Here is a 13,581-nt window from a genome sequence, read left to right as displayed (position 1 = left end):
TGCCCAGCAAAACCCCTATTATTTTTTTACAAAAAGAAAATTATTATTGCGATCTACGGATTATGTGTTAGATATTTTATTGAATTATCAAGTTAAATTTATTGTATAAATATTGTCTCAAATAATTATTTTACTGTATCAAATATTACGTTATAAATTAATGAAAATAAGATTTAAGATAACATTTACCAAAGTAGCTATTTTGATAGTTGCTACATATTTAGTGATAATTTTAGCTGCTAGCAATCGAGTTGCTTATAGCCAGACAAGTACAGATATTAAAGAAGTCGAAAACTGTTTGATAAATAGACTGTTAAATAAGAAATGTACTCCTCCACCAAAACCAGTAATTCTTCCAACACCAACCATTTCACCTACTCCAACTCAGCCTTTAACTGCTAAAGATAGATTTATTGCAGCATTGACAAATCAATTCCCTGAAATTTCTCAACCAGATAGTTACGAATATATTTTGCTGCGTGCTTATGGAGCGCCATTTGTCAATTTACAGTCAACGATTAAGCTACCAAAAAAAGTTGTCTTTGCAAACGATAAAGAAACTAAAGAATTTCAAGATACCATCACAAAAGGTAAAGTTGCTGGTACGAGAAACTGTTATTTACAAAAATCAGCCGCCGACGCATTGAATAAAGCACGCAGCCAAGCAAAATTTCGACTTAAATCTGGATATGCAACAAGCGACTGTATTCGCAACTTCGCCACAACTACCAGATTTTGGAGAAAATATACGAATTCACGAACATTAGATTTAGTAAAAGAGGGTAAAGAAACAAGAATTTTGGGTACAGTCGCACCACCAGGAGCTTCACAACATTTATGGGGATTAGCGATCGACTTAGGAGTAAATAATCAAAAGCAAATCGCAGCTTTAAATAAAAATGGTTGGTTTCGTACCGTAGAATACGACGTACCCCATTGGAGTTATGTCGGTTATCCACCAAAAAAATTAGTTGACTTAGGTTTTAACAAGAAAATTATTCGGGGAGTTACTTATTGGGTAACACCGCTTTGATTTTGGATTTTAGATTTTGACAACGGATGCGTTTCTTTTAGATTTTGGATTTTGGATTGGGAGTAGCTGTAGGCTGGGTTGAGGAATGAAACCCAACATTTTGCTGGGTTTCACTTCGTTCAACCCAACCTAAGTAAGTAAGCGAAAATAAAAGTAACTATGTAACAAAATGTAAAAAGTTCGAAACACTTGCGATTGCTTCCTCGTACCTCGTCGCAATGACAAATCACAACTATATTTATTCACGCCGAGCTACTTACCACTACTGGTTAGTGTTAGATCAGATTAAATTTTGGGAAAACTAAATTTATCGTTGCATTTACAAGGGTTGTAGCAATGCATGATGATTTAATACGTCATTCGCAAACTTTTAATACTGTAATTCTTTACGACATCGAAAATTTAACAAAAGGTAACAACAATCCTCAATTTAATTTCTCTTTAGAAGATATTACACAAAAGATAAAACGATATAATTTAGTTGATAAAATTGCTGGACAATATGCTTACGCTGATTGGAGTAATAATAAATTAAGTCAAATGAAAAAAGAGGTTCAACAACTTGGCATTGAACCAATTCAAATTTTTGGCTTCAGTAATCATAAAAATGCAGCGGATATTCAATTGGTAATTGATGCAGTTGAATTAATTCACAGCAAACCTTCCTTAGAAGTTTTTGCAATTGTATCTGGTGATGGTGGATTTTCTTGTTTGGTCAAAAAGCTGCATGAATATGGAAAAATAGTTATTGGATGCAGTCATGAAAGCCAAACTAATAATATATTTGTTGCTGTTTGCGATTACTTTATTAGATTACCTGCTTCAGTGCAACAAAACCCAGACGAAATAAATAATTGCACAGAGACGGCGGCTAAAAATAAAGCACAAGCAAAGAAAAATAAACCAAAAGCAAACAAAAATGATTATCAAAAAGTTTTAGCCTATTTGAAAACTAACGAGCCTCATCGAACTTCCTTAAAACAAAGTGGTATAGATTTTTCAATTCTTCACAAAGTTTTTAAAGAGCAAATTTCAGGTTTTGACTATAAACAAGAAGGTTTTAGTCAATTTCAAAAATTTTTAAATTCAACTATTCAAGGTACGGAATTTAAAATTGTTTGTGTGGATAAAAATACAAAAACATCAAGGTTAAAAATAAATTAACTTTTTTATTTGTTATATCTAGTTCGTAGTTGCGCTTTAGCGCCTCTTATCGGAAGCGCTAAAGCGCAACTACAAACCTTTATTATCTCATAATTTTGCTGTGTAATGACAAATCATCAAATATCAGTTTGTACGCTTTATTCTCGCAGAAGTACGCATTTACAAAATTTAGTCCAAGGTTTAATTGAATCGAAAATGCATCCTTTGGAACTTGTAATTATATGCATGAATGATTCTCTACCCGAATTACCATCAACACCTTTTCAAATAAAATCTTCTGTAATTAATTCTCCTCATAAATTACCTTTAGCCGAAGCACGCACGAAAGCTTCTTCAATTGCGAATGGTTATTTTTTAATCTTTTTAGATGTTGATTGTATTCCTCATCCCAATTTAGTTGAAACCTTTGCTTATCATCTCGAAAAAGAAGATGCACTGTATCAAGGTTCAATTCGCTATTTACATTCTCAATGGCGCAAAAAATGGACTTTTGAAACGCTGCATTCTGATTCTGCACCAAATCAACTCCAAGCTGAAGAATTAACCGGAAATCAAAGATTTATTCATAAATACGAGTTTTTTTGGTCGCTTTGTTTTGCAATTAGAAAATCAACTTTTACTAAAATTGGTGGATTCGATACCCGTTTTACTGGCTACGGTGGAGAAGATACAGATTTTTCGTTTACCGCTCGCTTAAATAAAGTACCTTTTTATAAAATAAGTGCTTTAGCGTACCATCAATTTCACGCTTCTTATTCTCCTCCGTTGAATCATTTAGCGGATATTGTAGAAAACGCGAAAGTTTTTTATGGTAAATGGAATTTTCTACCGATGGATAAATGGTTAAAGCAGTTTGCGGAATTAGGATACATTAAATTAGAAAATAATCAAATTGAAATAGTTAAATTGCCTTCAGAAGAAGAAATTGAAGCTTTTATAAAAAACAGTTAATATTCAAAAGCCCTGCCTTTAAAAGGGGGATCGGTATTGTGGGTAAGACTAGTATTAATCCTGGATGGTGCGTTAAACGTAATATCAATTATCGTTTATTTTCAAATTTAATTGTGCGTTTAACACACCCTACAAGAAGTTTTATTTAATAAATAATTTTGGATTTTCAAAGCTTCTGATTCAATTGCCATTCCAGCTTTTTCTGCTCCATCTGATGAAACGATATTTTTCCATTTTGTAATATCCATATTTATCAGTAATTCTAAAGTACTTTTAACCGAATAACTTGTAGGAAACGAACTACTATAAAGACATAAACCCATTTTTTCTAATAATTCTGCCTTGACTTTTTGCTCGTTAAAAGGTCTTTTTTCGGGAATGCATAAAAATGGAATTTGCGCTTCGGCTATTTCCATTGTGGTATTATGTCCGACAGAAGCAATTACAACGTCAGCAGCTTTTAAGTAAGGAAAAGTATCTTGCTGCCATCCTTCGCAAGCTATATTTTTTGGTAATTTATTATAGTTAATTTGTATGGGGCCAACTATAAACCATTGCCATTCTGGAGTTGTTTTTGCAGTTTCCGAAATACTTTCTAAACAATGGCTATCTCCTCCTCTTCCTTTAAGTACCAACACTACTTTTTGCTGTTCGTTAATCCCTAATTTTTTTCTTGCTTCTGGTTTACTCAAAATTCTTCCCGAATAACGCGAAAAACCGGGAACGTAAATGGTTTTTTGCTTTTTCCACAAAGGTACAGAATCGGATTCTAAAATTTCGGGATAAGGTGCAAGTAACTTGTAAGCTGCATCGTAACCGCAAAGATGAGCCGAATCATTGCGATCGCCATGTTGCAGCATGGAAATTACGGGTACTCCCAAAAGCCGAAAATATTGAGTAATTTCAGCAGAAACATCAACGACAACCAATGTAGGCTGAGTTTTTTCTACCCATTGGGCTATTTTCAGCATTCGCTGCTGATATGTTTTTGCGCCATAGGGTGCGTAGTGAAAGGATAGGGTTTCGCAATTTTCATTAATTGCGACATCGGGAACGTATTCAACTTTATCGGCAGGTAAATCTACAATATTGAAATTATTTGCAACATCTGAATTTGAAAGATTACTTCCTAAAAAAGTTACGTCCGATTTAATGTGTTTTGCAATTTGCTGCGCCCTTTGTAAGTGTCCCTTGCCGTGAGAGTGGATGTAGTAGCCGATATGCATGATTTTTGGCTACTCATACGAGTAGCTGCTATTTTCTCAAACACTTGTAAATAATTTGATAGCATTGCATCAATACTAAAATGTTTAACAACTCTTTCTCTACAGGCATATCGAGAAAGAAGTGTAGCCTGTTTTATTGCTTGAGCCATAGCATCTGTATCGTCTGGAGTTACTAATATTCCAGTATTTTCGTCAATAATTTCCGCTATAGCTCCACGGTTAAAGGCAACTACTGGGGTACCGCATGACAGACTTTCAATTACAACTAAACCAAAAGGTTCCGACCAAATCGGTGTACATAAAATTACGTAAGCATTTTGTATTAAACATATCAGTTCCTTTTTACCCAAGTGTCCTGCATACTGTATTCCCTCGTTTAAACGGGGTTTAACTTCTTGTTCAAAGTATTCCGAATCGCAAATTGGCCCTGCTATAACTAAATTTATATTTGCTTTCTTCGCTGCTTCAATTGCTAAATGAGTGCCTTTACAAGGAAGAATTCGTCCCGTCCAAACTGCAAAATCTTTGGATTTATTTTCACCAAAACAAAAGATATCGGTATCTACACCGTTGTAAATTATTTCTGATAAACCATTATTTAAACCCCAACTTTCTGCATTAATTTTGGAAATAGAAATATAGTTACATCTTCGTTTTCGATGTTTTACAGCGCTGTAAAGCAGTGGAAAGGGTGGAGCGTGCAGCGTAGTTACTAATGGGGTAGAAATATTATCAGATAGAACTATAGGAAAATAATTTAACGAGTTATTATGAACTATATCAAAATTATCGTAATCTAAATAATCCATGATGCTCAGAAAAGACTCATGGGATTTTTCCTCAGAAGTAGTACAAAAAGAAGTATCTATAAAATCTGGAGCAGCAACATTAAGACTTGGATCTGAATCTGGATGGGCAAACAAAGTAACATCGCATCCTTTCCGCTGTAAACCCTGCACTAAAGTATAAATAAAACGTTCCAATCCTCCAGCAAAAGGTTCGCTAATTGGAAAAGTTCTATGTCCTAATACTGCTATTTTCATTTTTAAATATTACCGAATACATAAATAAAATTGATGTTAAAATACTTACAATGCTATTGCAATTAATAAGTACAGTTATATTAAATGATTTAGAAAATTTGTTTATCTGGCTTAGGGCTGACAGGTTGCTATTACCCAAGATGGAAGTCGGAAAGGGATGGGGGGACAAGGGGATGGGGAGAAGATTATTCCTAACTACTAATTACTAACTCAAAACTCATAACTACTTGTTTCGCATTACCGATAATAATCATTACAATAAACCTAATTACGCCATTGTTTGGAGAAGACGGGAAAGTGGGCTTATTTGATGATTTGAGCAAGTTTCTAGAAAGTCGTTTGGAAGAATTTCTGCGGAATAACCCGCATTTGGAATTAGATGCGCTATCGGAGCAGTTACGGGAACAGGAAGAAGACACTTTGAAGTTAATTGCAGATTTGCAGCTACAGGAAAAGCGCAAGCAAGATGAAGTATTGTCCACAGCGCAAGAAATTCAAAGATGGCATATGCGCGTACAAAAAGCGAAAAACGCTGGTAGGGAAGACTTAGCGGCAAAAGCGCAAGAAAGAGAAGCAGCGTTATTGCGACAAGGAAACCAGCTTTGGGGGCAAATGCAAGGTGTCAAAGAACGCATTACCCAAGCCAAAGATTTATATAAACAAATTCAACAACGACGGCAGGAAGTACAGGCTAAAGCCACACAAGCCCAAGCAGCACGTACAAAAGCTCAAGCACAGCAACGTATCGAAACAGATGCTGGGTGGTGGAGTGCAAACAGCAATTATCCTAATTCTAGTAAATATGATGATTTGGAAGAAAAATTCCTTCGATGGGAAACCGAAGCGGAATTAGAGGAAATGAAACGCAAGATGGGAAAGTAAGGGGAGATGGGGAGATGGGGAGAAAAAGAATCAAACTAATCCCCAATTCCCAATGCCCAATGCCCAATTTCTAATTAATAACCATATATGTTGTTTCCAATTTATATTGATGTGGGTTTTATAAAGATTCATCCACATATTTTATTCGAGTCTTTGGCTTATGCTGTTGCGTTTCGTTTGATGTTGCGTAATGTGCGTCAAGATTCGATTTCTACTGCACAACGTTCTTCTGTTGTTGTCGGTGGAATGCTGGGGGCTTTGTTGGGTGCTAAGTTGCTGGTTTTGCTACAGCACATCAATATATTATGGCAAGATCGACAACAATTTTTATTGCTATTTTTGCAAGGTAAAACTGTTGTCGGTGCTTTATTGGGTGGGTTAATTGGAGTAGAAATTACTAAGAAAATTATCGGTGTCAAGCAGTCAACTGGTGATGTATTTGTTTACCCTTTAATTGCGGGAACTGCTATCGGTAGAATTGGCTGTTTTTTAACTGGTTTGAGCGATAAAACCTATGGAATTGCCACTAATCTACCTTGGGGAATCGATTTTGGTGATGGAATTACACGGCATCCAACACAGCTATATGAAATTATTTTTTTAATTATTTTAGCTATATTTCTCCGCTTTCGCAGTCGCTATAACTACCAACAAGGCGATGTATTTCAATTTTATTTAATAAGTTATTTAAGTTTTCGTTTCCTGATAGATTTTATTAAACCAGATTTTCATGCTTTTTTAGGATTAAGTGCAATTCAAACAGCTTGTCTCATCGCTATTTTGTATTATCGTCGCACTATCCCTAAAATGTTCCGCATAAAAACTTGAAGAATGGAACGAAGTATTTTTTTTAATCTTTTATCGAGCTTGCAATTATTACTTGTAGGCTACATTTCTGCTGCTGTTCTAGGTATTTTGATTGGGTATTTAATTGGTTTGAATAGAATTGTTTATCAAATATGTAAGTGGATACTTCAGGTTCCAAATACTATTGTTCCTATTGCTTTACTGCCAATTGCTTTAATAATTTTCAAAGAAGCTGAAGCTGCTGCAATTATAATTGTTTTCTTTAGCGCCATTTGGTCAATTATTCTTAATACTGCTAGAGGAATACGACACGGGCGCAAACAAGGAAGAAATTTTAAATTAGTAATTAACCATATATTTGAGGGTTTAAGATTTGCAGTTTGGATTGCTTGGTTTGCTGCTGTCGCCATAGAAATGTTGACTCTAAATCAAGGGCTAGGTTTTATCATTTGGAATGCTTATAAACAAGGTAAAGTTGATGACGTTATTGAAGGTATAATCTGTATTGGCGCTATCGGATTATTACTAGATCAACTCTTACATTTAACCGGAAATATTCTTTCAGAGCTTGTCTCAGATGGGGGGAAGAAGGAAGGGTGATGGGTGAGGGGGGGATGGGGAGACAAGGAGACAAGGAGACAAGGAGAAATTATTTTAAACTCCTCGCTGTTAACTCTTAATTCCTAACTCCTAATTCCTAATTCTTTACTCCTAACTCTTAACTCCTAACTTCTAACTCTCTACTCCTAAATCTCAATCCAAAATCCAAAATCGTTTTATGCCTAATCGTAATTATCTTTTCTATGCTTTGACTAATAGTGTTTGTTCAAAGTGTCTTGTGAAGGTGGAAGCAAAAATTATTTTTCAGGATGATTGTGTTTATTTGGTTAAACATTGTGCCACCCACGGAAGGGAAGAAGTATTGATTGCTGACGATATTGAATATTATAAAAAATCTTTGGAGTTTATTAAGCCGGGTGATATGCCGATGCGGTTTAATACGCCAATAAAATACGGTTGTCCTTACGATTGCGGGCTTTGTCCAGATCACGAACAACATAGCTGTTTAACTTTAATTGAAGTTACCGATAAATGCAATCTTTCTTGTCCTATTTGTTATGCTGATTCTGGTGTAGAAGAGTTTTCCGATAATTCTCATCAACCCAGAAAACACCGCAGTTTACAACATATTGAAAGCATGATTGATGCGGTTGTAGAAAACGAAGGGGAACCGCAAATCGTGCAGTTGAGTGGTGGTGAGCCTACTATTCATCCTGAGTTTTTTCAAATATTAGATATTGTCAAAAGTAAGCCGATAAAGCATTTGATGATTAATACGAATGGCGTGAGAATTGCTAACGATAAAGCCTTTACTCAACGTCTTTCCCAATATATGCCGGGAATTGAGATATATTTACAGTTTGATAGCTTTGAAGCAAAAGCCCTGCAAGAGTTACGCGGCGTGGATTTGCGGGATATTAGAGAAAAGGCGATCGCGCAATTAAATAAGTACAATATTTCTACAACTTTGGTTGTGACGGTAAAAAAAGGTTTAAACGACGGTGAAATCGGTAAAATCATCGAATACGGTTTACAGCAAAAATGCGTGCGTGGTGTAACTTTTCAACCGATACAAATTGCCGGAAGATTATCAGGATTTAATTCTAAAACTGATAGATATACCCTTACAGAAGTACGCAGATCGATTTTAGAGCAAAGTCCATATTTTAAACCAGAAGATATTCTTCCGGTGCCCTGTCATCCCGATTGTTTAGCGATGGGATATGCTTTGAAAGTTAATGGTAAAGTAATACCTTTGACTGGGTTAGTTAATCCGGAAGCATTTGTGGAAATGATGCCGAATAGCGTACTTTACGAACAGAATGAAGAGTTAAAAAGTAAGATTTTTGAGTTATTTTCTACCAGTCATTCACCAGCTTCAGCAGCAACTTCATTAAAACAGCTTTTGTGTTGTTTGCCGATGGTTAACGTACCCGCAGCGCTGAATTATTCTAATATCTTTCGAGTGATGATTGTGCAGTTTCTCGATCCGTTTAACTTTGATGTGCGATCGGTTAAACGTTCCTGCATTCACATTGTACACCCCGATGGTCGAATTATTCCTTTTGATACTTTTAATATGTTTTATCGGGAAGGTAGTGCGGGGTATGATTTAGTGAATAATCGTAATTAATTAAATAACTATGTCCCAACAAAATCAGTTTAAAGGAATTATTCAGGGCATACTCTCATTAATTTTAATGCACACTTTAGCCGCATCAATAATATCTTTACTAAGTTATCTTCTACAGATAATTTACGGTGGTTATACGCTTTTGGGTGTTTGGATTACTGGATTTGGTGGCTTTTTTATATGGCAACTATTATATGTAATTCCAATTTGTATTTTGTTGAAACGGAAAAGAAAACATTTAATCATGAAAGGTGTAATTATTGGTGCGGTAATTACAGCTTTAGTTAATGGTGGGTGTTATTTATTGATGACATCTCAATAAAATTATGTAAAAACAATGTCACAACAAAATGAAATTCAGGAAATTTTTAAAGGCTTATTATTATTAATACAATCTCATCTGATAACATTAGGGCTAATGTTTTTAACTTATTATTATCTTGTGAGGCTAAATAGTTTTTTTGCACCTCTTGGATCTATCATGGGAATTTGGCTTCTCAAATTTTCTCTATGGCAATTATTATATGTAACTCCAATTTGCATTTGGTTAATAATAAAAACAAAATATTCAATGCTTAAAGGTGTAATAATAGGTGCGATTATTACTGCTTTGCTAAATGGTGGCTGTTATTTAGCATTACCACTATTGTTTTGACTTTAAGTGTATGCAATAGATTATATACTTCACGTAATAGAAACCAATATTACAATTAAATAAAATTATGTCAAATAGAAATCCCAATTCTAATAATAATTGGTTCGCAATTATTGGAGGAATTTTATTAGTATTATCAACTAACTTTATTCTTAGTATTTTAGGAATGTATTTATTTGCTTTTATAGCCGATAATTCAGATTTGCCTCTGGGTACGGGATACTATCCTCTTGCTCTCGGTATTAGTGCTGTATGGCTATATCAACTTTTGTACGTTATCCCTTTAATTCTAAGCTGTAAAAAACAAAGAAAATTTAGTTTAATGAAAGGAGTAATTATTGGGGCAGTAATTACTGGTTTAGTCGCTGGATTTTGTTTTGTTGAATATCTTTCTTACATAAAACCATCTAAGTGAATAGTTGGTTATTGCGTATATCTTGCACCATTCTCAACAAGCCTCTTCAACCGCCTCGGAATAAATTCCCAGGCTTAAATACAAAGTCTGATAAATCAGACTGCGTATGGGTTTTAGTGCGTTTTAACTTACTTTATATATCAGCCTTAAAATGAATTTCAAGGCGGGTGCTAGGTTTTAACTATAATGGTGCAAGTTGTGAATAGATTCTAATTAAAAGATAAATATTTTTTCCCTACTCCCTATTCCCTATTCCCTAATTTCCAATTCTTCAATTTCTTCAACATATTGATATTCATCTTCGTAGGTTGGCACTTCAGGTTGAGAAGCAGCATCTAATTGCTGTTGAGTATTATTTTCACCTGAATATTCGCCTAAATAACTACCGAAAAGCTTTTCGTAATTAGAAGCAACGGCTAAAAATGCTCCACCTAAAATATAGATTGGCAAAGGTAAAGAAAGCTGCTGTACCCAATCGAATAGCTGTGATAAAGCAAACAGCACAACAAAACAAATGAACCAAATTCTTATATTGTTATCCATAAAATTAGAAGTGAGTGAGCCGTAATAGTTATTTGTTGCATGATACTTTATCTATGGCAGAATCAACAACGAGGAGCGATACGACAAGGAAAAAAATTTGGTTTTAAAATTTAGTGATAATGCTGAAGTATTGGCGAAAGGGTAGATTCAAAGGATGTAAATAGTCGGAAAAGCAGCCCTTAAGAGATAATTCGTCAAAATTAATGGCAATTCTGAGTTGCATTTTGGGAATCATGTAATTAACCGCAAATTATCTATATCGGTGCAAACGCTGTCAGACGAATGACTTATCCTTCCTCAGAGCATCAAATTTCTCAACCGGATACCCAGAAGCCCAAAACAGCTTTTTGGATTTCATCGGGATGGGCTTTTAAGCCTGTTACCTGGATAACTAATCGTCTCACTTTACAAAAAAAGATTTTTCTGGGATATGCTGTTGCGCTGGGTATTACTGTGGGGGGTACTGGCTTGGGTTTGAGTATAGGAAATTCTTGGGTTAATCAAGCAAATCGGGAAAGGAAAGATATTCGTCAAGAATTGAGACTGTTAAATAGCTTGCTAAATACAACTTTGAATTTACAACTTATTAACGATGTTTATCCTTATCTACAAAAGCCCCAAGAGTTTCAACAGGCGATTAGCAGAGTAAATTATTTTAACAAATTACTCTCTGAAGTTAATACGAATGCGCCAGAAAATTTTCAGCAAAGATATAAGCAACAATTTAATCAGTATAATAATAGTTTAGAAAAATTTGCTCGGGATTCTAAAAAGACTTTAAAACAGATTGAATCAAATCAGTTGAAATCACAAGAAGTTGAGGTAAAACGGCTAGCTGCTAATTTGGTAGCAAGCGATTCTCGGAGTAAAACGCTGAAATTTGTAGAAGAGTTGCAGGTTTTTGTCGAATCTTTGGAAGATGAATCAGAAAAAGCTGAAGCTAACTTGAGTCAAACCCAAATAGTGCGATTAGTAATTGTAATTATAAGTTTTATTTTGTCTTTAACTCTCGCTTCTGTTATCGCTATTTACAGCAGTAAGTTAATTGCCAAACCGATTTCAACAATTACTGATGTCACAGAAAAAGCTCTAGAAGAAGCAAACTACGATTTACAACTATCCGTCATTGGAAATATAGAAGCGAGAAAACTTGCAACTTCTGTAAACCAGCTATTCAATCTGATCAAAATTAATATTCAAAAACAAGAAGAAGCCAAAATCTCTGCCGATGCAGCAAGTTATGCAAAAAGCGAATTTATGGCAAATATGAGTCACGAGCTTCGCACCCCTTTAAACGGTATTTTAGGCTATACCCAAATTATCCAAAATTCTCCAAACCTATCGAAAAAGGAACAGCGGGGTATAGAAATTATTCACCGTTGCGGCAAGCACTTATTAACTTTAATTAACGATATTCTCGATTTTACAAAAATAGAAGCACATCAAATCAAGCTTCACTCTAGCGATTTTGATCTTCCTTCATTTTTACAAGGGATTGTAGAAATATGCCGTGTAAAAACCGAACAAAAAGGCTTGAATTTTATCTACTTAACTCAAAAAAATTTACCATATGGAATTAATGTTGATAAAAGAAGATTGCGACAAGTATTAATAAATTTACTTAGCAATGCGATTAAATTTACCGAAAAAGGCTGCGTCACTTTACAAGTGGAGGTATTAGAAATCAAAAAGGAACGTTCTTCAGAAACAGTAAGATTACTTTTCCATATTGAAGATACTGGAGTAGGAATGACACCGGAAGTAATAGATAAAATATTTTTTCCTTTTGAGCAATTAGGTACAACTAAAAATAAATCGGAAGGTACGGGGCTTGGATTGGCTTTGAGTCAAAAAATCATCGAAATGATGAATAGTACAATTCAAGTTAAAAGTGAATTAGATATGGGAAGTGTATTTCAATTTGAAATAGAATGTCCAATTGCTGACGATTGGACGGAAACAAGCAGCATTACTCGTACCGGCAGAATTGTGGGTTATATAGGCGATCAAAAGCAAATTTTAATTGTAGATGATAGGTGGGAAAATCGTTCTTTATTTATTAATTTATTATCAACCCTGGGGTTTGATTTAATAGAAGCTGAAAACGGTGAAGAGGGTTTAGAAAAAGCAATAAAACATCAACCGGATTTAATTATTGCGGATATTAAAATGCCAATTATGCACGGATGGAAAATGCTTCAAGAAATTCGTAAGTTAGATGAATTAAAAAATACGCTGTTTTTCTTTTGCTCTGTATCTACATCTGATAATGATAATCGAAAAGCTATGCAAGCAGGAGCAAACTACTTTTTAAATAAGCCAGTTAAATCAAAAGAATTATATCGTGTCTTAGCAAAGCAATTAAATATTACCTGGCGTTATAGCTTGAAAGAAAAGATTAAGCCAGCAGCATCAAAAGCATTTCCTAAAAAGAAAATAATTATTCCTCCTATTTCAGAATTAACTATGCTATTAGAATTTGCTAAACAAGGTAGAATAACAGGTATCCAAAAAGAGTTAGATAGAATTGCAGAAATAGATCGAAAATATCAAGATTTTGTTTCCGAACTAAATTCATTTGCACAATCTTTTAATATTAATAAGATTCGTCAATTTCTGCAAGAAAACATAAAATAATAACACTATAAATATATTTACAACTAAAGAA

14 protein-coding genes are annotated in these 13,581 nt (G+C 34.5%); 11 read left to right on the top strand and 3 right to left on the bottom strand.

Annotation, left to right across the window (positions count from 1 at the left end):
- Nucleotides 1-160 precede the first annotated feature (160 nt).
- The 3 genes from ACM03V_RS25540 to ACM03V_RS25530 all read left to right on the top strand — a co-directional run bounded on the left by ACM03V_RS25540 (nt 161) and on the right by ACM03V_RS25530 (nt 3,148).
- Nucleotides 161-1,033 carry a D-alanyl-D-alanine carboxypeptidase family protein gene (locus ACM03V_RS25540; RefSeq protein WP_414623610.1) on the top strand — a complete coding sequence of 291 codons (873 nt, stop codon included), beginning with the start codon at nt 161-163 and terminating at the stop codon, nt 1,031-1,033.
- A gap of 336 nt (nt 1,034-1,369) precedes the next feature.
- Complete coding sequence (locus ACM03V_RS25535) at nt 1,370-2,197, top strand: NYN domain-containing protein (protein WP_414623609.1); 828 nt, start codon at nt 1,370-1,372, stop codon at nt 2,195-2,197.
- A gap of 105 nt (nt 2,198-2,302) precedes the next feature.
- On the top strand, nt 2,303-3,148 hold the full coding sequence (locus tag ACM03V_RS25530) for a glycosyltransferase family 2 protein (protein WP_414623608.1): 846 nt from the start codon (nt 2,303-2,305) through the stop codon (nt 3,146-3,148).
- A 119-nt stretch (nt 3,149-3,267) separates the two neighbouring features.
- On the opposite strand, the gene ACM03V_RS25525 is transcribed toward ACM03V_RS25530, so the two are convergent.
- Together ACM03V_RS25525 and ACM03V_RS25520 are read right to left on the bottom strand one after the other, a co-directional pair.
- Complete coding sequence (locus tag ACM03V_RS25525) at nt 3,268-4,374, bottom strand: glycosyltransferase (RefSeq protein WP_414623607.1); 1,107 nt, start codon at nt 4,372-4,374, stop codon at nt 3,268-3,270.
- Nucleotides 4,287-5,417 carry a glycosyltransferase family 4 protein gene (locus ACM03V_RS25520; RefSeq protein ID WP_414623606.1) on the bottom strand — a complete coding sequence of 377 codons (1,131 nt, stop codon included), beginning with the start codon at nt 5,415-5,417 and terminating at the stop codon, nt 4,287-4,289. The genes ACM03V_RS25525 and ACM03V_RS25520 overlap by 88 nt, the downstream gene beginning before the upstream one ends.
- Before the next feature lie 297 nt (nt 5,418-5,714).
- Between ACM03V_RS25520 and ACM03V_RS25515 the strand changes: the two genes are divergently transcribed.
- The 7 genes from ACM03V_RS25515 to ACM03V_RS25485 all read left to right on the top strand — a co-directional run bounded on the left by ACM03V_RS25515 (nt 5,715) and on the right by ACM03V_RS25485 (nt 10,370).
- Nucleotides 5,715-6,299 carry a TIGR04376 family protein gene (locus tag ACM03V_RS25515; RefSeq protein ID WP_414623605.1) on the top strand — a complete coding sequence of 195 codons (585 nt, stop codon included), beginning with the start codon at nt 5,715-5,717 and terminating at the stop codon, nt 6,297-6,299.
- An 87-nt stretch (nt 6,300-6,386) separates the two neighbouring features.
- Nucleotides 6,387-7,127, top strand: a complete 741-nt coding sequence (locus tag ACM03V_RS25510; protein WP_414623604.1) for a prolipoprotein diacylglyceryl transferase — start codon at nt 6,387-6,389, stop codon at nt 7,125-7,127.
- A gap of 3 nt (nt 7,128-7,130) precedes the next feature.
- A complete protein-coding gene (locus ACM03V_RS25505; RefSeq protein ID WP_414623603.1) occupies nt 7,131-7,706 on the top strand; it encodes an ABC transporter permease in 576 nt (191 codons plus the stop codon).
- 178 nt (nt 7,707-7,884) lie between these two features.
- Nucleotides 7,885-9,300 (top strand): radical SAM protein, encoded by a 1,416-nt coding sequence (locus tag ACM03V_RS25500; RefSeq protein ID WP_414623602.1) that lies wholly within the window; start codon nt 7,885-7,887, stop codon nt 9,298-9,300.
- 10 nt (nt 9,301-9,310) lie between these two features.
- Complete coding sequence (locus ACM03V_RS25495) at nt 9,311-9,622, top strand: hypothetical protein (protein ID WP_414623601.1); 312 nt, start codon at nt 9,311-9,313, stop codon at nt 9,620-9,622.
- 15 nt (nt 9,623-9,637) lie between these two features.
- Nucleotides 9,638-9,955 carry a hypothetical protein gene (locus ACM03V_RS25490; protein ID WP_414623600.1) on the top strand — a complete coding sequence of 106 codons (318 nt, stop codon included), beginning with the start codon at nt 9,638-9,640 and terminating at the stop codon, nt 9,953-9,955.
- A gap of 67 nt (nt 9,956-10,022) precedes the next feature.
- Nucleotides 10,023-10,370 (top strand): hypothetical protein, encoded by a 348-nt coding sequence (locus tag ACM03V_RS25485; protein ID WP_414623599.1) that lies wholly within the window; start codon nt 10,023-10,025, stop codon nt 10,368-10,370.
- Between the two features lie 249 nt (nt 10,371-10,619).
- Here ACM03V_RS25485 and ACM03V_RS25480 read toward each other — a convergent pair whose 3' ends face one another.
- Nucleotides 10,620-10,901, bottom strand: coding sequence for a hypothetical protein (locus tag ACM03V_RS25480; RefSeq protein ID WP_414623640.1), 282 nt, complete (start codon nt 10,899-10,901; stop codon nt 10,620-10,622).
- Between the two features lie 294 nt (nt 10,902-11,195).
- Between ACM03V_RS25480 and ACM03V_RS25475 the strand changes: the two genes are divergently transcribed.
- A complete protein-coding gene (locus ACM03V_RS25475; protein WP_414623598.1) occupies nt 11,196-13,550 on the top strand; it encodes an ATP-binding protein in 2,355 nt (784 codons plus the stop codon).
- The last annotated feature ends 31 nt before the right edge of the window (nt 13,551-13,581 follow it).

The sequence above is a fragment of the Calothrix sp. CCY 0018 genome, from assembly GCF_963920925.1.
In the GTDB taxonomy this organism is placed as follows: Bacteria; Cyanobacteriota; Cyanobacteriia; order Cyanobacteriales; family Nostocaceae; genus Rivularia.
This window is presented reverse-complemented; position numbering and strand designations above follow the sequence as displayed.

Bases quoted from the DNA above. Each gene is read 5' to 3' on its own strand.
- ACM03V_RS25540 (WP_414623610.1), top strand. From the start codon at position 161: ATGAAAATAAGATTTAAGATAACATTTACCAAAGTAGCTATTTTGATA.
- ACM03V_RS25535 (WP_414623609.1), top strand. From the start codon at position 1,370: ATGCATGATGATTTAATACGTCATTCGCAAACTTTTAATACTGTAATT.
- ACM03V_RS25530 (WP_414623608.1), top strand. From the start codon at position 2,303: ATGACAAATCATCAAATATCAGTTTGTACGCTTTATTCTCGCAGAAGT.
- ACM03V_RS25525 (WP_414623607.1), bottom strand. From the start codon at position 4,374: ATGCATATCGGCTACTACATCCACTCTCACGGCAAGGGACACTTACAA.
- ACM03V_RS25520 (WP_414623606.1), bottom strand. From the start codon at position 5,417: ATGAAAATAGCAGTATTAGGACATAGAACTTTTCCAATTAGCGAACCT.
- ACM03V_RS25510 (WP_414623604.1), top strand. From the start codon at position 6,387: ATGTTGTTTCCAATTTATATTGATGTGGGTTTTATAAAGATTCATCCA.
- ACM03V_RS25505 (WP_414623603.1), top strand. From the start codon at position 7,131: ATGGAACGAAGTATTTTTTTTAATCTTTTATCGAGCTTGCAATTATTA.
- ACM03V_RS25500 (WP_414623602.1), top strand. From the start codon at position 7,885: ATGCCTAATCGTAATTATCTTTTCTATGCTTTGACTAATAGTGTTTGT.
- ACM03V_RS25495 (WP_414623601.1), top strand. From the start codon at position 9,311: ATGTCCCAACAAAATCAGTTTAAAGGAATTATTCAGGGCATACTCTCA.
- ACM03V_RS25490 (WP_414623600.1), top strand. From the start codon at position 9,638: ATGTCACAACAAAATGAAATTCAGGAAATTTTTAAAGGCTTATTATTA.
- ACM03V_RS25485 (WP_414623599.1), top strand. From the start codon at position 10,023: ATGTCAAATAGAAATCCCAATTCTAATAATAATTGGTTCGCAATTATT.
- ACM03V_RS25475 (WP_414623598.1), top strand. From the start codon at position 11,196: ATGACTTATCCTTCCTCAGAGCATCAAATTTCTCAACCGGATACCCAG.